The organism is Halomonas sp. TA22, assembly GCF_013009075.1.
Classification (GTDB): Bacteria; Pseudomonadota; Gammaproteobacteria; order Pseudomonadales; family Halomonadaceae; genus TA22.
Map to the genome: position 1 here is coordinate 1876114 of NZ_CP053108.1, position 22775 is coordinate 1898888.

Consider the following 22775-nt stretch of genomic DNA (forward strand, 5'->3'; position numbering starts at 1 on the left):
GCTCGCCCTTAGCGCTCGTTCAACCGGGTGTCAGCGGACGCGAGGCCTCTCGCCCAGGAAATGCTCGGTACGGTAGGTCACTTCATTGCCCAGCCCATGGCGGGTCTCCCTGACCAGGGGGCCCGAGAGATGCTCGCCGCGCTCGCCAATCACCTCGCGCACGGCCATGGGCTGCACATTGGCCGGCGGCATGTGCACCTCGATCAAGTAGTTGCCATCCGGCAGGCCACTGCCCGGGCCGAATGGTCCCGCTTCAAAAGTGCCGTCGCTTACGTTGACGCGCGATTGCCAGCGCACACGGCTGGTCTCGCGCTCGACCACGACTCGCAGCTGCGTCGCCTCCGGCAGGTTGCTATACCCACGGATCACCATCTGGCGACGGCTATCGAGACCGGCCTCCACTTCGATCTCCACAGGCTCAGCCATCGTCTCCACATGGGAAGCCGGCGCCGCACTCTGCTCTTCAATGGGCTCTTCACTGAGCGCTCTCTGCCCTACCTGCTCGTCCGGTGCTGCTGACTGTTCGGATTGCACGTCCGGCGCGACTTCCGCCGACGGTCGCTCATCGACGGATTCGGCACCGCCGCCATTGCCCTCGTTACCACACCCATGCAGCGCTGTTACTGCCAGCAAGACCAGCACGAGCCTGCGATACCCATTCGCTGCCATCATCTACGACCCCTAGCCTTCAACCAATCGGCAACCACTTCATCTTCTAACCTTCGCTTATAGACACCCAATATCAACCCCTTGCTCACCAATAAGGCAAATTCCCTCTACGCAGCCGCCTCGATCGATTAGCAAGTTTTAACGTGGTCGCAACACACCGCACTTGCGACTGCTCGATTTCCAGCTAGCTTGAAATCGACGCATTACCTTGCGAACGGAATCCCCATCATCTTCATGGAGCAAAACATGATGATCAAAGACGCTACTGAACTCTTCACTCGCCTGCTGTCCGAAGCCAATAGTGCCGAGAAGCAGATGACCCGCGCGCTGCCGAAAATGGCCCGCGCCGCAGGCGACCCTCAACTGGTCGAGGCGATCAAGCACCACCTCGAAGAGACGCGTACTCAGGTCGAACGTCTTGAGCAGGCTGCCGATACCGTGCCAGACATTCGTATCAAGCGCATCAAGAACTACAGCATGGAGAGCCTGATCGAAGAAGCGCAGGAGCTGATCGATGCCTGCGAAAAGGGCCCCCTGCTGGATGCGGCGCTGATCGGCGCAATGCAAAAGGCCGAGCATTATGAAATCGCCGCCTATGGCACCCTATGCGCCATGGCCGACCAGCTGGGCTATACCGAGGCGAAAAATATCCTGGCCGAAACGCTCAAGGAGGAGAAGTCCACCGATGAGAAGCTCACTACGCTGGCCAAGAGCAGCGTGAACAAGAAAGCGGGATGATCGCGGATCACTGACTCGCCCAAGCATCGGCCGGAAAACCCCAACCTCATGACAGGTTGGGGTTTTTCTTGCTTATAGTAAGCGACTATCGGAAAGCTTGAGTAAATTATGCTGCGACGCAGCAAGAATGAGCCTATGGTGAGTGAGTACACCGCCCTGGAGGCTCATCATGCAAAACCTACCGTTGAAGCAACAGCCCTATGATACAGAGGTGCTGGAGTTCTGGGCACGACAGGCACAGCTGCAGCGCGCCGCAATGGATGCCTTCGCTGCCTATCTCTACACCAGCGCCAACCGATAACAAAAAAGCCCGACCTTCACAGGTGGGGCTTTTCCGAGTTCTGCGTCCGTGTCATGCGCTTCACGAGACATCCTGTCCGTGCATCCATGTGCTTTTCGAGCAATCCGTGCCCGACCTTCCTTGAGTAGTGCTCCTTGCTGTGATGTCAGGATGCCAATTCGATCATCGCTTGAAACTAACCCAGGTTAATTTTTAACGTACGTGATAACCGACAATTTCAGTAGGACAAATAATCTCACCTTTCCGTCTGGCTACTGAACCACTTGCCGCGGGCGGCGTCTCTCTTGTTGCGTACAATGGCGCGCCCCGCGCCCTACCGCGGTTCGAAAACGACACCTGCCCGGTGCCACACTGGCAGCTGCTGATCCGCGATACTGAGGTAGATAGCGACTATACCTTGGTGGCCGAATGGGGCGAGGAAGCCAGCAATGGCGGATGACCTGAAGGCCCTGGAAGAGTGGGTGGCCCCGCTACTCGCCAAGCTCGAAGCCAAGGAGCGCCGGGCACTGGCCCGCTCCATTGCGCGGGACTGCGGCGCAGTCAACGCGAGCGCATCCGGGGCCAGACCAACCCCGACGGCACACCCTACGTTCCCCGCAAGCCTCAGCAATGGCGGGCTCGCCAGGGCAGCATTCGCCGCCGCGCCATGTTCGGCAAGCGCGACCGTATCAAGCGAGATGGCCCAACCATTGAATACCCTCAGCGCGAACTGCTCGGCTTCACCGAGCAGGACCGCACGCGCATTCGTGACCTACTGATCGATCACCTGACCCGCCCTGGCCATTGAGCCACCAATGAAAAGCGCCCTACCGCAATCGCGATAGGGCGCTCACACTGTCCCCCCTACATACAGTGCCGGTTCTGTCAGGTCAGATCGTTCAGATCCACGCCCAATACCTCGGCGATCCGCTTCAGCACGCTCAGCGAGCCGGTCTTCTTGCCTGACTCGATCTCCGACAGATAGCCCTGGCTGATGCCCACCTTCTCGGCCAGCTCGCCCGCACGCAGCCCCCGATATTCGCGGAACACCCGCACCGGCGCCACGTCATCGAGCAACGCATCGACGACGCGGGAAGGAAAGGACTCCTCGCCCGCGTCGATGCGCGCCCGGGCCTCATTCGCCGCCTGAATGTCGTGATAGTCTTCCGCCTGCTCGAGCAGCGTGGCGTAGTCCTGCTCGCTCAGCACCACCAGGCGCTCGCCGGCTGGCGTTTGGATGAATTGTGGTGTACCCATGGTCTGCTTCCTCGTGATTCGTCAACGATAGATGTCGCCGCGGGCGCCGATCTTGAGCACCAACAACACCGTGCCCTGATCGTCCATGATCACCCGCCAGTCCCCGACCCGCAGCCGGATATACTCGCTGCCAACCAGCGCCTTGACATTGTTGCGCTGGGCCACCGGATCTTCGGCATAAGCCGTGATCTTACGCCGGATGCGCTGCGCGTCCGGGCGCGGCATGCGCTTCAAGACCTTCAAGGCATCTCTGCTGTACGAGATCGTTTTCATTGCCCCAATTATAGCTTAAAGCTAAAATCGCGCAAATAATTTTAGCTGAAAGCTAACCCATGCCGTCCCTTGACTCCCAACTCACCCTGCGCCGCACACTCGCCCATTTGACTGATACGCTGGAGACACACCTGAGCTCGGTGTAAGTCTCGTCATCCACACTCGCGCCCGCCAAGCGCGTGAGCCGGGCCGGGGCCGGCATCGCTATCGGCGCGGCCACCCTGCCCGCTGCCGCCATGCCGGCTATCGACAAGCCGGCCCGCTTCGGCAAGCAAAAGGCGAACTTCCGCGGCAGCTACAAGGGCATGTGGTGGTGCCCGCCGGCGGTGAAGCTCGCCGCCGCCACGCCGATGAGCTGCAGCCAACTACCCAGAGCAGGCGCTCGAACAGCTGATCGAGGCCTGCAAGCGTGCCGGACCAGCCCGGCCGACACTGGTGTGGGCGCTGGATACCGGCAAGGCCGGCCAGGAGTGGACGCTCAAGCATATCCGCCGGGCGCGTGCCGCCGGATGGGAATGCGAGGCGGCCCAGCCCAGCGAGGGGTGTGACTGGAACGACCTGCATCAGCGCGGCGAGCTGACCGAGAAGCACCTCGAGGAGTACCGTTACAACGGCGCGCTGCTGATCGCGCCTAGCGCAAACGAAAAAGCCCTGCTGATCTACGAGAAGAGCGAGCGCCGCGAGTTTTCCTTCGTGTACCGCAGCCAGACCTTCTGGTTCAAGCTCGACCTGGACAAGTACCAGAAGGTTCACTGGCATCTTCCAGGCGGCGGCTGCTGTTTTGAGGATGATCCCGAGCCAAACGATATCTTGGTTGATAGTAGAAGGCTTGATACCGCTGTTCCTGCGCATCACGGCGTGCTCAATGATTTGCTCGCTGGACAGCTCTGTAATCAGCACGCGCGCGATCGGAAAGCGCTGCAGCTGCAAGATGGTCGCTCGCTTGCTGCGGCCAGCGTCCTGGGCGAACTCGTGCAGGTAGCGCTCGAAGGCATCGCTCATGGTCACGCCGCGCCATTTAGCCGTCAGGATGCCGCCCGGTTGCATCAGCTCGAGCTCACGGCGCTTGGCCCACTCCTCGGCCATGGCCTTCTTGGGGAACGTTCGCGACTCTGTGAAGTCTGGTTGTCCACGGCGAGCGATGCGGATCCTCGCCAGGTATGAGAAACTGCCGCCCTTTCGCGGCCGCTTAACTATCGTCGCCAACGTTCGCTCCCCCAATGTGACAAATTCCAGCGGCGCGGAGTGCCAAAATTATGACAAGGCATCGTGTAAAACCGGCGCCTAATACTGTAAACATGAACAGTTATGAATGATAAGGCAACTACCACAGCCCGCATGAATACTGGCACGGTGCGCCCCGCACTGAATAGAACGTTCTCCGTCGCGCCGATGATGGAGTGGACCACCCGCGACTATCGCGTCTTCGCCCGCACGCTGACGCGCCAGGCACTGCTCTATACTGAAATGGTGACCACCGGCGCGATCCTGCACGGCTCGCCTCGCGAGCGCTTTCTGGGCCATGACGATATCGAGCATCCGTTGGCCCTGCAATTAGGTGGAAGCGACCCTAGCGAGCTGGCCGAATGCGCGGCCATCGCCGAGGCGTGGGGCTATGATGAGGTCAATCTGAACGTCGGCTGCCCAAGCGACAGGGTACAGAACAACCTTATTGGCGCCTGCCTGATGGGCTACCCCGAGAAAGTTGCTGCCGCGGTACGCGTCATGCGCAACGCGGTATCGATCCCGGTGACGGTCAAGTGCCGCATCGGCATCGACGAGCAGGACGAAGACGCCGATCTCGAACGCTTCATTTCCCTGGTCGCCGATGCCGGCTGCGAGACGTTCATCGTGCATGCCCGCAAGGCTTGGCTGCAGGGCCTCTCTCCCAAGGAGAACCGAGATGTGCCGCCGTTAAACTACCCCCGCGTACATCGACTCAAGGCCAGCCGGCCGGAATTACATATCGGCATCAATGGCGGTATCAAGACGCTGGAAGAGTGCCGCGCTCAGCTTGTCCATGTCGATAGCGTGATGGTCGGCCGCGAGGCATATCAGAACCCCTGGCTGCTGGCTCAGGTCGACGAGGCGCTCTACGGCGAGCCGGGGCCGGCCCACAGCCGTCATGCCGCGGCACAGGCATTTCGTCCCCACATCGCCAGACGGCTAGAAGAGGGAGCGAAGCTCAACCACATTACCCGCCACGTACTCGGCTTGTTCCAGGGCTGCCCTGGCGGACGGCGCTTCCGCCGTCATCTCTCGGAGAATGCGCATTGCGACGGCGCGGGGCTTGCCGTGTTCGACGATGCCCTGGGCATGGTACCGGAACGCGCGGCGTCGCCTATGCGTGCGTCTCAGAACAGCTAAACGCGGTCATCATATCAGCGCATCGGGTACCGGAGTGTAATCCGACTGGAACGTCTCCACGGCATTTTCGGCCTCCTCGATGGCGTCAAAGCGGGCAACGTGGAACAGCGCCTCGCCCTCGTTGGCCAGCGGCAGGTTGCTCATGCCGATCACGATGCCATCGGCATTGGCGCGCACCTCCCCCTCCACATTACCGAAGGGGTCAGCGACCAGGCCGAGCACCTGGCCTTTGGTGACACTGGCCCCCAACCTTACCTTGGGCCGAAGAATGCCATCGATGGGGGCACGCGCCCAACTGGAGCCATTGGCCACCTCGGCAGGGCGCGGTGTGCTGCGCCGCCTTTCGCCGGCCAGCATGCCAATGCGCCGCATCACCCGCAGCACGCCACGTACCCCAGGGGCGATCGCCCACTCATCGAAGCGCAGTGCCTCGCCCGCCTCGTAGGTGAGCACCGGCACCCCACGACTCTGAGCATAGTGACGCAGGCTCCCCTCGCGTAGCTCGGCATTGAGGATGACTGGCGCACCAAAGGCATTGGCCATGGCCGCCGTTTCCGCATGACTCTTCAGCTGAGCGCGGATCTGCGGCAGATTGGTGCGATGAATCGCCCCGGTGTGCAGGTCGATGATATGCGTGGCCTGATCGACGATCTGTTCGCGAAACAGCGCCGCCACCCGCGAGCCCAGCGAGCCCTGCTCGCTGCCTGGGAAGCAGCGATTGAGATCGCGGCGATCCGGCAGGTAGCGGCTATGCTGGACGAAGCCGAAGACGTTGACGATGGGTACCGCGATCAGGGTGCCATGCAATCGTGCAATGGCCTTTGAGCGCAACAGGCGGCGTACGATCTCGGGGCCATTGATCTCGTCGCCATGAATCGCGCCACACACCAGCAGCACCGGCCCCGCTTGGCGCCCATGCACGATCTCTACCGGAATATGCAGAGGCGCATGGGTATAGAGCTTGGCCACGGGAACGTCGATCTGCCGTCGGGTGCCTGGTGGTACGCTTATATTGGCGAGTTCAAAGGAAGAGCGGGGCATCGGTAATTACCAGACCATGAAATTGTATTAACGGCCCCCTTATACCGTGCCTGAGTATCCATGGCGAATGCACTGGCATGTCCTCAATCATACAATCATGAATGTAAGTATGGAGATGTTGCGGTATAATGCTATCAGTTTGTGCCGCTACTCGAGACACCCATGGCCAGAAGAACCAAAGCCGAAGCCGAAGCCACCCGCGAATCGTTGCTTGATGCCGCCGAAGAGGTCTTTCACGACAACGGCGTAGCTCGTACCTCCCTTGAGCAGATCGCCCGTCATGCCGGAGTGACTCGCGGCGCCGTTTACTGGCACTTCAAGAACAAGGCCGACCTGTTCATGGCACTTATCGAGCAGGTACGCATGCCCTTCGAGGAGCTGGTGGCGGAGGTGAGTGGCAATGCCGAGGATGTCTCTCCCCTGGAGACCCTCCGGCTCGCTTGCCATCACAGCTTCATCCGCCTGGAGCGTCCCCGCCACCAACGCATCCTTTCGATCCTTGTGCATCGTTGCGAATTCTTCAGCGATATCAATCCTCTGGAGATGCAGGAGCGTCTTGCCAAGGAGTGCCACACCGAGATGTGCCGCCACTTCCAGACGGCGTACGAGTGCGGCTTGCTGAGGGCCGATCTGGACCCCGAGACGGCCGCCAGGCTCCTGCAGGCAACGTTTGGCGGATTGCTGCACGACTGGCTGCGCAATCCCGAGCAGTATTCGCTCCGCCAGAAGGGCGGGGAGCTGATCGATGCCCTATTCAGCCTGATGCGACATTCGCCAGCCCAAGAGTGATGCCGCAGTGCAGCATAAGTGACTACACTTCCTATGAGAGATCACAGGGAGAGCGCTATGGATGCACTGAAGCTGGTGCGTATTCGAGAATTGGAAGTGGCGGTGCGCATCTGGCACCCCGAGGCAACGAAAACCCTGGTCGCCTGGCACGGTCTTGCCCGTCACGGCGGCGACTTCGCCGATCTGGCCCGCGAACTAGGCCCCAATTGGCGCATTCTGGCCCCCGATACGCCGGGGCGTGGGCTATCGAGCTGGTCGATGTTTCCTGCTCATGACTATCTCTACGAACACTACATGCAGATTGCCGTCGGGTTGCTCGATCATTTCGGCCTGCCGCGCGTGATCTGGGTGGGCACCTCGATGGGCGGGTTGCTTGGCATGTTGCTGGCGGCCGATGAAACACATGGCAGTCGAATCGAGCGCCTGGTGCTCAACGATGTGGGACCGGAGTTGAATCCTGACGGACTCAGGGCCTTGGGCAGTCGGTTTGCCTTCCCGCACCGCTTCACCTCGTTCAACGAGTTGATGACTGACCTCAAGCAGCACTATCAGGGTTTCGGCATCGATAGCGAATCCGCCTGGCAACGCCTGGCGTTAGGCAGTACCCGCCGCCTGCCAGACGGCAGTTGGACCTACCACTACGATCCACGTATTACCGAGCAGTTCGTGCATGACACCCCGCGAGACACCTGGGAAGACTGGGCACGCATACGCTGCCCACTCATGGTAATCCGCGGCGAGCACTCTCCCCTTCTCGATGCCGAGACGCTACCGCGGATGCGCGATGTCCAGCCGGAGCTTGAGTGTCTGACGATACCCAACTGTGGCCATGCTCCCATGCTCGACCGACCCAGCCAGGTGACGCCATTGAAAGCGTTCATCGAGCGACCCTCTCGTACCTCGAGCGCTGCAGGCAGCCCCCCGCTGCAGGTGGCCCGGAGCGAGGGCTGGAATATGGGCTGGCGGAAAGGATGGAGAGCGCTGCAGCACTGGTGGAGCCTTTTGTGGCGCCGTTGGCGAGGGCGAAGCCGATGACGTTTTTGTGCTTCAGCTCCCAGTGACCGCCCACCAGAAAATGCTGCAACGACACTTCACGATAGATGGCGACGATCCGCCCTAGGGGAATATCGAGTGCCAGCAATGCCACCAGATCGACATTGTAGACACTGGCACCAGACGCCTGGGGTCCTCATCATCGACACTCTGCAAGATACCTGGGCGGCTTTCCGGTGGCGTCGTTACTGCCCGGAACATTGTCTACTCCGCCTCCCTATAGTGATCTTCATCGCCCAGCTCCTCCTGCGCCTGAATGAGCAGTTCGCGGGGATCTTGCCATCCACCACCGAGCGCCTTGAACAGGGTGGCGGTGGCTGTCAGGCGGTCTCGCATCGCCTCGGCCAGCCCTAGCTGTGCCGAATGCAAGTCGCGCTGAGCATCCAGCACCTCGATGAAGCTCGTCATCCCCTCACGATAGCGTAGCTCGGCCAGCTCATGGGTGCGTTGGATCGCCTCGACCTGCTCGCGTGTCGCCTCGATCCGCTCGCCACTGGTGTCATAGGTCACCAAGGCGTCACGCACTTCGTTGAACGCGGTATTGACCGTGACGCGATACTGGGTATCCGCCTGCTCGGCCTGCACCTCGGCGGTCTCGATACGCGCTCGCGAACGCCCGAAGTCAAAGAGCGGCCCGGCAACGGAGGCGCCAAGCCCCCAAGTTTCCGCCGACGAGGTGAAAAGATCGGTAGTTTCCGCCGCGCTGCTGCCAAGGAAGGCCGAGAGATTGAGTGAGGGCAAGCGGCTCGCTTCGGCTGCACCGATACGTGCATTGGCCGCGATCATGGCGGCCTCTGCCGCGCGAATGTCCGGGCGGCGCTGCAGAAGCGTGGATGGCAGCATGGTCGGCACTCCACTTGGCAGGGCGATCTCCTCGAGCCGTGAATCGCCAAAGTCAACCTCGGCGAACAGCTCTGCCGGCGACATGCCAACCAAGATGGCCAGGGCCCCCTCGAGCCTGCGCACCCGCTGTCTTAGGCCCGGCAACTCGGCACGCGAGGTTTCCAACTCCGATTGCGCCTGACGCAGCGCCAGCTCGTCGGTGGCGCCAAGATCGAAGCGCAACTGCTCGAGACGATAGGTTTCCGCTTGCACGGAAAGGGTATTCTCGGAAATGCGGCGTTGAGCCTCGGCACTTCTCAGATCGAAGTAGGTGGATACGACATCGGTAATGATGCCGATCCGCGCGGCATCGTGGGCGAAGGCGCTCTCCTCGAGCATCGCTTCTGCCGCCTCACGCTCACGCGCAAGCCTTCCCCAGAGATCGACTTCGTACTCCAGGACGCCAGTGACCGAAAACATGTTGTTGGTCGATTCGATCAGCTCGCGGATCTGCTCCATCTCGCCATTGCCGGGCAGGATGGCACCGGGCGTGCGCTCGCGGGAGGCCTCGGCCTGAAGCGCCACGGTGGGAAACTGCTCGGCACGCGACAATCCAAGCTGCGCGCGAGCCTCCTGGATACGCTGAAGCTGAAGTCTGAGTTCAAGGCTTTCGTTGGTAGCCCGCTCGACCAGCGCATCGAGCTGGGGGTCCTCGAACTGGCGCCACCAGTCACTCCAGTCGTGGCGCTGCTCGTCGGTCAGCAGTACATGCTCGGGCAATGCCTCCGGCAGGGCGATGTCGGGTGTCTGATACTCAGGCCCCATGACGCAGCCCGACAACATCGCAGTAATGAGCAGCGGCGTGACCAACCCCTTGCGCATTTCACCATGTTCGTCCTTAAACATTAATAACATTCAACACCCTCGGGCTGCCGGCCATTCATGATTCAAAATTTTGGTGCGTGTTACGGTATTGTCTTGGTGTCATGCCGAACCACTGATGGCATGAGCGGTAAAAGCTGCTGAGTTCCGCAAATCCCAGGCTCCAGGAAATCTCCTTCATGCTCTTGCTGGAGTAGACGAGATATTGCTTGGCTTGCTGTTTACGTACATCGTCAAGAAGCTCCTTGAAGCTGGTGCCTTTTATCTCAAGATCACGCTGCAAAGTCCGCTTACTTACATTCAACATTACAGCCAAGTCTCCAAGACTCGGCGCATGACCGGGAAGCGATTCATCAATTATCTGTCTAATGTAATTGACGCTCTTCGATGAAGTAAACTGAGCGAGCCTGGCTTCGGCTATATCCACATGGACACGATCAAGATTGGGATTGGAAGAGCGAAGTGGTTTGGCAAGCGTCTCGTTATCGAATAGCACTGAAAAACAGGGCATGCCAAAATTTACTTTGGTATCGAGAAAACATTCGCACTCATGATTACCTGGATCATCATGTATCACATTGATCTCATGCGTAACGGGATAGTCACCCAGCAATATCTTGCAGAATCCCATGAATCCCGTCACCCCCGCCGCCATGAAATCATAGGGGGAGCGCTCACTCGACCCGATCCTGGCCGAGACTCGTAGATGCCCCTCTTCCCGCTCGGCCCACACCTCGAGCTCATCGTCGATCAGTACGGCATATCTCGCCATGCGCTCCAGCGCTTGCTCAAAATTGGTGCTGGTCATCATGGTGTAACCGACGATTCCCAGCAAGCCGGCATCGAGCAGTTCGGCACCATGCAGGCCGAAACTGCTCCACTGCGACTCCTCCGAGGCAAGCGAGAAGAGACGAAACAGGATGGTCTTGGAGATACGACCATTCGGGTCATCCAGCTTCGCCATATCAAGCCCCGCCGAATGACACAGACGCTTCTCGTTCATCCCGGCCAAGCGGATCACGTCAACCTGGTATCGTGCCAATGTCGCTGCAATGGTCCCCCCTCCCATTGCTTGCCTGGAGAGGCTCTCTGCGATTTTAGTCATAAGCCTTCTTGTACCGTGTCGCTTGGCGCCAATTACCTGTCGCCTATTGCTACTACTAGAGGTTCGCGTTCAAATACCTCATTATTATTCACCGCCAACCAACATTCAAACCATTTATCGACGCAGCTAAAACAGATAATCAGCTTTCAAAAGACTTTGAATTGTCCAAAAAAACTCTACCATGCTAAAATCCCGAACATGCAAATATTGCAAAATAATTCAGCTGCGCAATCGCCACTATTTTGAAATTCAACTCAATCATTAAATCATGACGCCGCGGAGGGTTTTAATGAGATCGGCAAAAGCATCCATTTTCTTATTTATATTATTATTGACTGGCTGCGGTGGAGAAGATGAGCAGCGCGAATCAGGACCGCGAGTCGTAAAACTCATAGAAACCGGTGAGCAAAGCGATATAACGAGTCGCCGCTTCGTTGGCCGAGTCGATGCATTGAGCACTGTCGATCTCTCCTTTCAAGTGGGTGGACGTCTGGTGGAGTTCCCGGCAACTCAAGGCGGCATTATTCCCGAGGGAGAGTTGATTGCGCGTCTGGAGCAAACCGATTATGCGTTGGCGGTAAGAAGAGCGGAAGCGGAAAGGGAACTCGCCAGAAGCGATATGCAACGCAAGCGCAATCTACTGGAGCACAATGCCGTCTCCCAAGCCGTGTTCGACGAGGCACGAACCAACTATGAACTGGCTGAAGTACAGTTGGAAAGTGCCCGGCAGGATCTCTCATACACCACTATTAGAGCTCCCTTCGATGCGTTAGTGACTCGCCGCCAGGCCGATCTTCACAGTAATGTTCAGCCCAATGCACAAGTCGTCCGAGTTCAGGATGTCACCGAACTCAGAGTCAGGATGAATGCACCTGAGGCATTGATAAGACATGTCGCCGAACCCGACCGTTTCAACATCGAAGCCGAGTTGCTATCGATGCCGGGGCAACGTATCCCTCTCGAGTATCGCGAACATGTCACCGAACCCGATGACGTTGCACAAACCTATGAAGTGGAATTCGCGTTCAGTGATGACGTTCCCTTCGTTGCGCTTCCCGGCATGACCGCAACGGTATTCATCTCCCTGGCGGATGCGGTGATCCCTCCCGCCGTCATGATTCCCGTCAGTGCGGTCGGCAAGGATGAGGCCGGCAATTTCCATGTCTGGCGCTACGACGCCGACAAGCAGACCGTAAGCTCTCAACAGGTCATCGTTGGTGAGATCAGTGGCGATAGCGTTCCTGTCGTTTCGGGGCTTGAACGGGGCGAAACCATCGTTGCCGCTGGTTTGCACCTATTGCGTGACGGCATGCGGGTCCGGCCGCTGGAACAGGCGCTATAAAGGGAGTTTGTCATGGATATCGCAAGGTCATCCATTGAGCGGCCACTCAATACCTGGCTAATCATCGTTATCTGTTTTTTTGGCGGAATATGGGGGTTCTATGCGGTAGGCAAGCTCGAGGATCCTGCCTTCACGATCCCAAACGCCATCATCAATACCGAGTATCCCGGCGCGACCGCCCAGGAAGTGGAAGAGGAGATCACCGAACGACTGGAGAGAGCGATACAGGAGCTACCCCAGGTCGACTTCATCGAGTCCCTTTCCCTGCCGGGAAGGTCGGAAATCGAAGTGGAGATTTCCGACACTTACGGCAGCGACCAGCTTCCTCAGATATGGGATGAGCTGCGAAGAAAGGTCAACGATACTCAGGGGTCTCTTCCTGAAGGCGCCTCCCCTTCTCAGGTCAACGATGACTTCGGTGAGGTCTATGGCCTGTTCTATGCCGTGATCGCCGAGGGTTACTCGGAGGATGAAATCCGTGATATCTCGACCTTCCTGCAACGGGAGGTACTGACCGTGCCCGGCGTTGCACGCGTCACGACCGCTGGCGAGCGAGGAGAGACCATCTATGTGGAGATTCCCAATGAGCGCCTGACCACGCTGGGCATTCCCATCGAGCAGGTGCTCAATACCATCCAGACCGAGAACACCGTCGAGGATGCCGGATCGCTGCGCATCGGCGATAGTCATGTCAGGATCGTGGCGAGAACCCAGGTCGACAGTGTCGATAATATCGAGTCGATCCGTATCGGCCGCTCCGGCACCACCGAGCAGGTGGCGCTGGGCGACATCGCACATGTCTATCGCCAAGCCACGGAAATTCCCAATCACCTCATTCACTACAACCAGCAGGATGCCTTCACGCTTGCCATTGCGGGTGTCGAGACGGAGAACATCATCGAGGTGGGCGAAGCCGTCGAAGCCCATCTGGCATCGCTCGAAGGGCGTATTCCGCTGGGGGTGGAGCTGCATCCCATCTATGAGCAGCACCGAGTCGTGGATGATGCCATCAATGATTTCCTGATCAACCTGGCGATGTCGGTGGCCATCGTCATCGGCGTGCTGTGCCTCTTCATGGGCTGGCGGATCGGTCTGGTCGTCGGTGCCACGCTGCTGCTTACCGTACTTGGCACCCTGCTGTTCATGGCCATTCTCGATATCGAAATGGAGCGCATCTCGCTGGGAGCCTTGATCATTGCCATGGGGATGCTGGTCGACAATGCCATCGTGGTGGCAGAGGGGATGGTCATCAACATAAAGCGGGGCCAGAGCGCCACGGATGCCGCCAGTGCCTCCGCCAAGCGCACCCAGATTCCGTTGCTCGGGGCCACCGTCATCGGCATCATGGCTTTTGCGGGGATCGGCCTCTCCGACGACGTGACCGGTGAGTTCCTGTTCTCGCTGTTCATGGTCATCATGATCTCGTTGATGATGAGTTGGCTGCTTGCCATCACGGTAACGCCGCTGTTTGGTTATTACCTGCTGAAGAGTGCCAAGGGCGACGACGAGGATCCCTACGCTGGCTTTCTCTATCGTGCCTACCAGAAGCTGCTGGGCCTTGCGCTGCGTGCCAGGCTCGTGACCGTTGCCTTGCTGGCGGCCATCACCGCGCTTTGCATCTGGGGTTTCGGGCTGATTCCCCAGGCTTTCTTTCCCAACTCCAATACGCCCATCTTCTACGTCAACTACTTTCTGCCGCATGGCGCGGACATCCGCGCTACCGAACGTGACGCCAAGGAAATAGATCGATACCTGCTGGAGAAAGAGGGCGTCGAGTCAGTCGCGACCTTCATCGGGCGTGGCGCCACGCGCTTCATGCTGACTTACGCTCCCGAGCAGCCCGATCCTGCCTATGTGCAGTTCATTGTGCGAGCCCAGGACCTGGATACCATCGATGCGCTGGACCCGGTAATCTTTCGCGAGCTGAGCGAAGCCTACCCGCATGCCGAAGTGCGTACGGAGCGACTCAAGTTCGGCCCCGGGGGCGGAGCCGATGTCGAGGCACGCTTCAAGGGCAGCGACCCTGCCGTATTGCGCCGGCTAGCCGAGGAGGCGCAGCACCGGATGCTGGTTGATCCCATGCTCATCGATGTGCGCCATGACTGGCGGCAACAGGAGACGGTGGTGGTGCCCATCATCAACGAGGAGCGGGCGAGAATCGCCGGCGTCAATCGTGACGAGATCGCCCAGACGCTGCAGTTTGCCTCCTCGGGCACCCAGGCCGGCACCTACCGCGAAGGGGACAACTTCATACCAGTGGTGGCACGCCCACCGGCGAACGAGCGCGACGATGTCGACCTGCTGTCGGATCGCCTGGTGTGGAGCAATGCCGAGCAGACGTTCATCCCCATCACACAGATAGTCGATGCCTTCGACACCCAGAGCGAGGAGGGGCTGATCACTCGTCGCGATCGCGTCCGCACGCTGACGGTGCAGGCCAATCCCGCCTATGGGTATACCTCCAACGAGGCCTTTCAGTCGATACGAGGCGATATCGAGGCGATAGAGCTGCCGCCAGGCTACACCTTGGAGTGGGGGGGGGAGTACGAGGACTCAGGCGATGCACAGGCGGCGCTGGCCCAGCAACTGCCGATCAGCGTACTGATCATGCTGCTGATCTCGATCCTGCTGTTCGGAAAACTCAAGCAGCCGCTGATCATCTGGCTGGTGGTGCCGATGTCGGTCTGCGGTGTGGTGATAGGCCTTCTGATCACCGGGCTGCCCTTCACGTTCACCGCGCTGCTGGGCATGCTGAGCCTCTCGGGGATGCTGATGAAGAACGCCATCGTGCTGGTCGATGAGATCGATGACCAGATCGACTCCGACAAGGAAGCGATAAAGGCACTTGTCGACGCCAGTGTCAGCCGTCTTCGCCCGGTGCTCCTGGCCGCCGGCACGACGATTCTCGGCATGTTGCCGCTGCTGACGGACGCCTTCTTCAACAGCATGGCCGTCACCATCATGGGCGGGCTAGCCTTCGCCTCGCTCCTGACATTGATCGCCGTACCCGTGCTGTATGCGCTGTTCTTCAAGATTCGCTATGACAAGGAAAAATTAAAGAGCGAGCCTGACAAGGCGTAGCCACGTCGTGGCTTGTTGACGATGCCCGGCGGTGGGCTCCACCGCCGGCTTTTCTGTCGCGTTCAGTGGCTAATGACGTTCATCCATGCCCATGTTGCTGACGGTGGGGCATCGGCAGTCGACTCAGGCGCTCTCGCGCATTCATGAAGGCATCGGCAGCCACGCTGCGGTAGGTCCCTTCACCGGCCAGATACTTCACCAGTATTCTGCGCTCTCCCACCGCCGGACAATCCTGCTGCTTGCAATGCAGGGTTACCACTACCTCCGGGTCCTCCACCAGGCTTGCCTGGCAAAGCCCATCGCTACCGGTACGCTCATGCACCACGACCGCTTCTCCCAGCAGGCAACGGGTGCACACCCTGCGCCACCGATGAAAACTACGTTGCGCCGCATGGCAGAGCGATACGCTCAAGGGAGCGGCAACCGCCAGCGCTGCCCAGAGAACCAGGAAGCCGAGCGGTACGCGAAAGAAACCGAGCGGCAGGAAGCGCAGCACCAGTAGCTCGATGGCAAGGCAGAGCACCGCCCCGAGCGTCAGCAGCACACTCAACGCAAACGAGGCGGGAACCCCACCCAGGCCCAACGAGACCAGGACACTGGTGAGGTGATCGCCACGCAGGCTGTCGTGCTCGAAGAACTCGATCGGCAGCAACCTCAACGCGACCAGCAACCAGTAGAGCAACATCAAGGCAAGCAGGCCGGTGAAGACGATGGTGGGAAAACTCAAGAGGGTCTGGATCAGCAATTCCATGTCGCACCTCCCTACCTTTCAGCTATTGCCGGCGATCAGGGCTTGATCGCTCATGCTCTCAGCTTAGCCATCTCCGCCTGGATATGGACAACGACCATCGTCTAACCCAGCACTTCCTTGCCCTGGATCAAGTCGCCGATACCCGCCACTCTCATCAAGAAAAAGGCCGCCCCTTGGGGCGGCCTGCGTTCATGCGGGATGACGTTTAGCTTTCACGTACGGCCTCTGCATCATCATGCGAGTCTCGGCTGCCCATCTTCCTGCCCAGCCAATCCGAGGCGTGGGCGATCATCGCGTAGAAGGTCGGGATGAAGAAGCTACCCAACACCGCTACCGATGCCATGCCCACCGCCACCGTGGTACCGATGTGGTGGCTGCTGGTGTCACTGGCCCCAGTGGCCAGTGCGAGCGGCAAGGTACCGAAAATGAACGCAAGCGAGGTCATGACGATCGGCCGGAAGCGCAGCTCGGCAGCGCTGATCGCAGCCTCGTGGATCGTCTTGCCAAACTCCTTGCGCTGTAGCTCGGCGAACTCGACGATCAAGATGGCATTCTTGGCGGCAAGCCCCACTACCACCAACATGCCGATCTGCACGTAGACACTGGTGTCGAGCCCGCGCAGGACGATACCGCCAATCCCGCCCAGGAACGCAAAGGGCGTCGCCGTGAGCACCGCCAATGGCAGCGACCAGCTCTCGTACTGAGCGGCCAGAATCAGGAAGACCATGATCAGACCGAAGACGATGGCAAGCGTAGCGGCATTGCCCATCTCCGCCTCCTGGTAGGCAGTGCCCGTCCAGCCCATGCCCCAGTTGCTGCCAAGCTCCTGCTCGACGACCTCATTCATCGCCGCAATGGCCTGGCCGGAACTGTAACCCTCTGCCGGCCCACCCTGGAACTGGGCACCCGCATAGACGCCGAAACGCGTCACGACTGCCGGTGCCGCAGTACGCTCCAGGGTGACGAATTCGGAGAGCGGAATGCGCTGGCCATTACTGGCACGCACGAAGACCCGGCTGATGTCATCCGGCGTCTGCCTGAAGCTGTCCTCGTTCTGCAGATAGACCTGGAAGTTACGGTTCTGATAGCTGAAGTAATTGACGAAACCGGTACCGAAGGTATTCGAGAGCGTCGCGTTGATATCCGTCAACGCCACGCCATAGCTGAGCGCCTTCTGCTGATCGATCTCCGCCTGGTAGGAGGGCACGTTGACGTTGAAGGTGGTGAATACCTGATTGAGCACCGGATGCTGATTGGCAGCCTGCATCACCCGCAGCGACGCCTGGTAGAGCTCCTGGGGAGTCGCCCCCTCGAAGGATTGCAGAAAACCGGTGAAGCCCCCTGTGGTGGAGAGCCCCATGATTGGCGGCGCATTGAACGCCATCGCCGTGCCCCCCTCGATCTGTGCCCCGAGGCGCATGATGTGACCGACCAGTTCGTCGGCGGTCAGGTCACGCTCATCCCAAGGCGCCATATTGACGAAGATGATCCCACGCGCCGTATTGACTGCGCTCGAAAGGATATCGTAACCGGCAATCGCCGAGGAGTAGCGTACCCCCGGGATCTGCTCGATCTCGTGGCTGAGCTTCTCCATGTAACGACTGGTACGGTCCAGCGATGCCGAATCGGGCAGCGAGATGCTGGCCAGCACAATGCCCTGGTCGGTTTCCGGCACCAGCGTCGACGGTGTGCGCTCGTAGAGCCACAGCGATCCCACCCCAGTCAACACGGTCAGCGCTATCGCCACGAACCAGTGCTTGACCAGAACACGCACCACCCACATGTAGACGGTGGTAATCCAGGCGAACATGCGATCGAACAGGCGCAGCGGCGTATTGATCGCGCGCTTGAACTTCGATTCGCCCATCTTGGGCTTGTGCTTGAGGAAGATTGCGCTCAGAGCCGGCGTGAAGGTCAGCGCCATCAGCGCCGAAAAGCCCACCGAAATGGCGACGGTCAACGCGAACTGCTGATAGATCTGCCCAGTGAAACCGCCAAGGAACGCCACCGGCACGAAAACCGCCGCCATGATCAGCGAGGTGGCGATGACTGGCCCGCCCACTTCGGTCATGGCTCGCGCCGTGGCCTTGCGCACCGTGATCGACTCATCCTCGCTCAGTACCCGCTCGACGTTCTCGACGACCAGAATCGCATCGTCGACCACGATGCCGATGGAGAGTACCAGGGCAAAGAGCGTCAGCAGGTTGATCGAGAAGCCGAATAGGTAGAAGCCGGCAAAGGTCGCCAGCACCGAGACCGGTACCACCGACATGGCGATCACCGTGAAGCGCCAGTTCTGCAGGAAGATAAAGAGGATCACACCGACGATCAGGAAGGCTTCGATGAAGGTGTGAAATACCGTCTCCACCGAGGCATTGATGAACAACGTGGTGTCGTAGGGAATCACATACTCGAGACCGGGCGGAAAGCGTCCTGCGACATCGGCCATGACCGCTTTCACCGCATCGGCCGTCTCGAGCGCGTTGGCACCCGGCTGCTGATTGATGATGATCGGCGACATGGTGGCGTTATTGAGGTTCGCCTCGACGCCATAGAACGAGGCCCCCAGCTCGATACGTGCGACATCCTCGAGACGCAGCGTGGAGCCGTCCGGATTGGTGCGCAGCGCGATGTTGCGGAACTGATCGGCATCCGAGAGCCGCCCACCCGCCGTGATCGTATAGGTAAAGGCGCGCGGCTCGCGCTGCGGCGTGGCCGCCAGATTGCCCGCTGGCACCTCTGTGTTCTGGGCGCGGATGGCAGTGGCGACTTCGCTGGGCGTCAGATCGTACTGCGCCAGTTTCTCCGGCTCCATCCAGATGCGCATGGCGAACTCGCCACCACCAAGCACTTCGGCGTTACCCACGCCGGGCACCTGGCGCAACTCGTCGAGCACGTTCAGCGTGGCGTAGTTCTGCATGAAGACGTTGTTGTAGTCGCCCTCCGGTGAGATCAGCGCCACCAGCATCAGGATCGAGTCGGAGCGCAGCTCGACCGTCACCCCCTGTGCCTGCACCTCCTCAGGCAGTTGCGAAAGCGCTCCCTGCACCCGGTTATTGACGTTGATGGTATTGATGTCGCCATCGGTGCCGATGTCGAACGCCACGCTTAGGCTCATGATACCGTTGTCGGCACTCGTCGAGTTCATGTAAAGCATGTTCTCGACGCCGTTGATCGCCTCGGCCAGCGGTGCGGCCACGGTCTGGGCCACGGTTTCCGCATCCGCCCCGGGGAAGCTGGCCTGCACCGAGACCGTCGGCGGCACCACACTTGGGTACTGCTCGATCGGCAGTATGCGCATGCTCATCACCCCGACCAGGGTCAGGATGATCGCCAGTACCGTGGCGAATATCGGGCGAGCGATGAAGAAATTGGAAAAATTCATTCGCCCTCGGCCTCCGCTCCGCCAGCCGGTGCCGCTTCAGCGCCCATCGCTTCCTCGGTCTGCTCCATCGACTCGGTCTCCTGCTGGGCCTGCTGCCTCTCGCGCTCTTCTACATCCTCGACGAGAGCTTCGGCATCGCCATCGAAAGGTCGCGCCTCGATACGGGTACCAGCCTGGATGCCCGCCGGGTCGCTGACCACGACGCGATCGCCATTGTCGAGCCCTTCGAGCACGATCTGCCAGGGACCGGCGAGATCGCCGAGCCGCACGGTACGCGCCCGGGCAACATCGTTTTCATCAAGCACGAAGACCTGCGGGCCCATCAGCCCTTGGGTCACCGCGATCTCGGGCACCGCCATGACATCGAAGCGCTTCATCCCTTCAAGCCGCACACGCACGAACTGGCCTGGCAGAAAGTAACCCTCGCTGTTTTCGAACACGGCGCTTGCCTGCACCGTGCTGGTTTGCTGGCTCACTCGTGAGGCCAGAAAGTCCAGTTCGCCGCGCAGCAGCGCCCCCGCCTCGCCTGGAAAGGCAAGCGACACGCCGATAGAGGAGGCCTCCTCCTCGCGCAGCTGTTGGCGGAGCTCGAATGCATCGCGCTGTGGCAGTTGGAAACGCACCTCCAGCGGATCGAGTGGAGTGATGGTGGCAAGCTCGGTTCCCGAGTTGACCACGTTGCCGACATTCACCTCGCTCAGGCTGATGATGCCCGACACCGGTGCGGTGACATCGGTGTAGCCGAAATCGAGATTGGCGCTGTCCAGCGCGGCGCGAGCCTGGGCCACCGAGGCGGTTGCCACCCGCAGGTCGGCCTGGGCCTGGTCGTGCTGCTGCTGGCTGACCGAATTCTGGCTCAACAGGCGGGCATAGCGCTCCGCATCGCGCCTGGCGCGGCTCTCTTCCGCTTGGGCGCTTTGCAGATCCGCCTCACGCTGGCGCACGGTCGCCTGGTAGAGCGCAGGTTCGATGGTATAGAGACTATCGCCACGCGCCACCTCGTCGCCGGGCTCGAAGTGGCGCGCTTCCAGCGTTCCGCTGACCCTTGCGACCAGCACCACTTCATTGTCACTGCGCAGCAACGCGCCGTAGCTACGGTCGATGTCGACGTCGCGTCGCGCCATCTCCATCACCTCAGCAGGCCGGGCCGGTGCCTCCTGCTGCGGGCCGCCGGCTTGGGCTGGGGAGGCCTCATCGTTGCCGCAACCGGTGAGCAACAGTCCCAGCGTGGCCAGTGCCAGCAGCGGGAAGCGTGCGTTTTTTAACGTGGTTGACATACCAGTTTCACCTGTTCTTCGATCAAAGACATTCACGAAACGAGTGCCCGGCGCATAGCTTGATGCGCTGGTTAGCGTTGTTCGATTACTGACGGGGTTGCGGACGCGCGCCGATATCGAGCGCCGCATCGTAGCGGCTGTCGCTCGATGCCTCGGGCAGCTCGAGCGAGACCGAGGCTTCGTCACTCAGCCACTCGTTGACCGCGGTGATCGCCTCGACATCAAGCGTACCTGCCTGCTGACGCAACCCCAGCAGGTTGAGCACATAATCGTAGCGAGCATTGGCATGCGCGGAGATGGCATCGTAAAGATTCTGCTCGGCATTGAGCACGTCAACGATGTTGCGCGTTCCCACTTCGTAGCCGGAGCGTGCCGCATTCAGGGCACTCTGGTTGGAAACCACCGCCTGACGGCGCGCCTCGACGGTTTCGACATCATTGCTGACACGGGTGAACAGTGAACGAACCTGCTGCACGGTATCGCGCCGCTGCGCCTCGGCATCATACTGGGTCGACTCGAGTACGAAAGTGCTCTGGTTGATCGAGGCGCTGGTGGCCCCTCCCGTGTATAGCGGGAGGGAGGCGCGCATGCCGACCTGACTTGCCGAATCGTGGCCTTCGATCACATCGCTGTCACTGTCGGCATACTGATAGGCGGCAAAGGCCTCGAGAATCGGCATTCGCTGTGCCCGGGCGATGTCGACGTCGCTGCGCGATATCTCCACTCCCGCTTGGGCCAGCAGCAAGAGCGGGCTGTGAATCATCGCCATCTCGACCCATTGATCGCGGTCGGCCGGTTGTGGCGGCTCGATCGGCAGCTCACCTGTCAGGCCGTCGATATTGGGGTAGCGCAGGCCAGTGAGCCTTTCGAGCGCCTCGAAGCTGACCTGCAGATCGCTCTGCGCAGCAATGCGCTCGGCACGCGCCAGGTCGTACACCGCCTCCGCCTCATCGACTTCGGTGATCGCGATCAGCCCCACCTCGAACTGCTGTCGCGATTGGCTCAGCTGACGCTCGATCGCGCGCTCCTGCGCCTGGCGTGCCTCCAGAATGTCACTGGCTCGCAGTATCTCGAAATAGGCGCTGGCGGCATCGAAGAGCAGTTGCTGTTCGGTGGCCTGCAGCGAGAACTCCTGCTGATTGAGTTGACGATCGGCACGCTCGAGTTCGTACCAGCGTGATGCATTGAACAGTGCCTGACTCGCTTCCAGCGTAAGTCCCGCACTATTGTAGTTGTCATCCAACGCCGTGATTCCAGCCGTACCGGTGCCCGCGGAAGCTCCCGCCACACTCTGGCTGCTGTAGGCGCGGTTATGCGCTGCCTCAGCCGCCAGCGAAATCTGCGGCAGTAAGGCGCCGCGCTGAACGCCCCGCCCCGCCTCGACACCACGATAGGTCGCCTGAGCCGAGGCCAGAGTGGCGTCGTTCAACAGCGCATCGCGGGTCACCGTCAGAAGATCCGCTGCCTGAACGGTACCGCTCAGCATCAGCGTGCCGACGGCTGTCATCAAGGCGCGCCTTGCACGCAGGGAAGCCCTGGGGCCGAGGCAATGGAGAATTATATTGGGAGGCAGCATCAGGGTTCCTATGGCAAGGCTCCGAAGCGACGCATTATAGTTACATTCATGTATGTATGCTAGCCTTGCACGTACCTGAATAGTGTG

19 protein-coding genes are annotated in these 22775 nt (G+C 60.1%); 9 read left to right on the forward strand and 10 right to left on the reverse strand.

Features of this window, described 5'->3' with window-relative positions; genetic code table 11:
- Positions 1 to 30: 30 nt before the first annotated feature.
- Positions 31 to 672, reverse strand: a complete 642-nt coding sequence (locus tag HJD22_RS08740; protein ID WP_208655807.1) for a hypothetical protein — start codon at positions 670 to 672, stop codon at positions 31 to 33.
- Positions 673 to 915: 243 nt separating this feature from the next.
- Between HJD22_RS08740 and HJD22_RS08745 the strand changes: the two genes are divergently transcribed.
- The 3 genes from HJD22_RS08745 (at position 916) to HJD22_RS08750 (ending at position 2495) form a co-directional block, all read left to right on the forward strand.
- Complete coding sequence (locus HJD22_RS08745) at positions 916 to 1407, forward strand: ferritin-like domain-containing protein (protein WP_208655808.1); 492 nt, start codon at positions 916 to 918, stop codon at positions 1405 to 1407.
- Positions 1408 to 1576: 169 nt separating this feature from the next.
- The gene (locus HJD22_RS17975) at positions 1577 to 1708 is read left to right on the forward strand and encodes a hypothetical protein (RefSeq protein ID WP_283101611.1); all 132 of its coding nucleotides are present in this window, start codon (positions 1577 to 1579) and stop codon (positions 1706 to 1708) included.
- Between the two features lie 457 nt (positions 1709 to 2165).
- On the forward strand, positions 2166 to 2495 hold the full coding sequence (locus HJD22_RS08750; protein ID WP_248730179.1) for a phage virion morphogenesis protein: 330 nt from the start codon (positions 2166 to 2168) through the stop codon (positions 2493 to 2495).
- A gap of 77 nt (positions 2496 to 2572) precedes the next feature.
- Here HJD22_RS08750 and HJD22_RS08755 read toward each other — a convergent pair whose 3' ends face one another.
- Complete coding sequence (locus tag HJD22_RS08755; RefSeq protein WP_208655809.1) at positions 2573 to 2944, reverse strand: helix-turn-helix domain-containing protein; 372 nt, start codon at positions 2942 to 2944, stop codon at positions 2573 to 2575.
- A gap of 21 nt (positions 2945 to 2965) precedes the next feature.
- On the reverse strand, positions 2966 to 3217 hold the full coding sequence (locus HJD22_RS08760; protein ID WP_208655810.1) for a type II toxin-antitoxin system RelE/ParE family toxin: 252 nt from the start codon (positions 3215 to 3217) through the stop codon (positions 2966 to 2968).
- A gap of 435 nt (positions 3218 to 3652) precedes the next feature.
- Here HJD22_RS08760 and HJD22_RS08765 point away from each other — a divergent pair, with 435 nt between their 5' ends.
- Both HJD22_RS08765 and dusA read left to right on the forward strand, forming a co-directional pair.
- Positions 3653 to 4381 (forward strand): hypothetical protein, encoded by a 729-nt coding sequence (locus tag HJD22_RS08765; protein WP_340163040.1) that lies wholly within the window; start codon positions 3653 to 3655, stop codon positions 4379 to 4381.
- A gap of 174 nt (positions 4382 to 4555) precedes the next feature.
- Entirely contained in the window at positions 4556 to 5584 is a 1029-nt protein-coding gene (dusA, locus tag HJD22_RS08770; protein ID WP_248730192.1) for a tRNA dihydrouridine(20/20a) synthase DusA, read from the forward strand.
- A gap of 9 nt (positions 5585 to 5593) precedes the next feature.
- Here dusA and HJD22_RS08775 read toward each other — a convergent pair whose 3' ends face one another.
- Positions 5594 to 6625, reverse strand: a complete 1032-nt coding sequence (locus HJD22_RS08775) for a succinylglutamate desuccinylase/aspartoacylase family protein (protein ID WP_208655812.1) — start codon at positions 6623 to 6625, stop codon at positions 5594 to 5596.
- 162 nt (positions 6626 to 6787) lie between these two features.
- On the opposite strand from HJD22_RS08775, the gene HJD22_RS08780 reads away from it, so the two are divergent.
- Together HJD22_RS08780 and HJD22_RS08785 are read left to right on the forward strand one after the other, a co-directional pair.
- Positions 6788 to 7414: a TetR family transcriptional regulator gene (locus HJD22_RS08780; RefSeq protein WP_208655813.1), complete on the forward strand. Its 627-nt coding sequence runs from the start codon at positions 6788 to 6790 to the stop codon at positions 7412 to 7414.
- Between the two features lie 57 nt (positions 7415 to 7471).
- Positions 7472 to 8449 carry an alpha/beta fold hydrolase gene (locus HJD22_RS08785; RefSeq protein ID WP_208655814.1) on the forward strand — a complete coding sequence of 326 codons (978 nt, stop codon included), beginning with the start codon at positions 7472 to 7474 and terminating at the stop codon, positions 8447 to 8449.
- Between the two features lie 222 nt (positions 8450 to 8671).
- Here HJD22_RS08785 and HJD22_RS08790 read toward each other — a convergent pair whose 3' ends face one another.
- On the reverse strand, positions 8672 to 10195 hold the full coding sequence (locus tag HJD22_RS08790; RefSeq protein ID WP_248730181.1) for an efflux transporter outer membrane subunit: 1524 nt from the start codon (positions 10193 to 10195) through the stop codon (positions 8672 to 8674).
- A 34-nt stretch (positions 10196 to 10229) separates the two neighbouring features.
- Entirely contained in the window at positions 10230 to 11276 is a 1047-nt protein-coding gene (locus HJD22_RS08795) for an AraC family transcriptional regulator (protein ID WP_208655815.1), read from the reverse strand.
- Between the two features lie 289 nt (positions 11277 to 11565).
- On the opposite strand from HJD22_RS08795, the gene HJD22_RS08800 reads away from it, so the two are divergent.
- Together HJD22_RS08800 and HJD22_RS08805 are read left to right on the forward strand one after the other, a co-directional pair.
- Positions 11566 to 12618: an efflux RND transporter periplasmic adaptor subunit gene (locus tag HJD22_RS08800; RefSeq protein WP_208655816.1), complete on the forward strand. Its 1053-nt coding sequence runs from the start codon at positions 11566 to 11568 to the stop codon at positions 12616 to 12618.
- 12 nt (positions 12619 to 12630) lie between these two features.
- Entirely contained in the window at positions 12631 to 15699 is a 3069-nt protein-coding gene (locus tag HJD22_RS08805) for an efflux RND transporter permease subunit (RefSeq protein WP_208655817.1), read from the forward strand.
- Positions 15700 to 15778: 79 nt separating this feature from the next.
- Here HJD22_RS08805 and HJD22_RS08810 read toward each other — a convergent pair whose 3' ends face one another.
- The 4 genes from HJD22_RS08810 to HJD22_RS08825 form a co-directional block, all read right to left on the reverse strand.
- Entirely contained in the window at positions 15779 to 16450 is a 672-nt protein-coding gene (locus HJD22_RS08810; RefSeq protein ID WP_208655818.1) for a hypothetical protein, read from the reverse strand.
- A 205-nt stretch (positions 16451 to 16655) separates the two neighbouring features.
- Entirely contained in the window at positions 16656 to 19835 is a 3180-nt protein-coding gene (locus tag HJD22_RS08815; RefSeq protein ID WP_208655819.1) for an efflux RND transporter permease subunit, read from the reverse strand.
- On the reverse strand, positions 19832 to 21112 hold the full coding sequence (locus tag HJD22_RS08820) for an efflux RND transporter periplasmic adaptor subunit (protein ID WP_208655820.1): 1281 nt from the start codon (positions 21110 to 21112) through the stop codon (positions 19832 to 19834). Before HJD22_RS08820 ends, HJD22_RS08815 begins: the two co-directional genes overlap by 4 nt.
- Positions 21113 to 21197: 85 nt before the next feature.
- Entirely contained in the window at positions 21198 to 22619 is a 1422-nt protein-coding gene (locus tag HJD22_RS08825; protein WP_208655821.1) for a TolC family outer membrane protein, read from the reverse strand.
- Positions 22620 to 22775 lie beyond the last annotated feature (156 nt).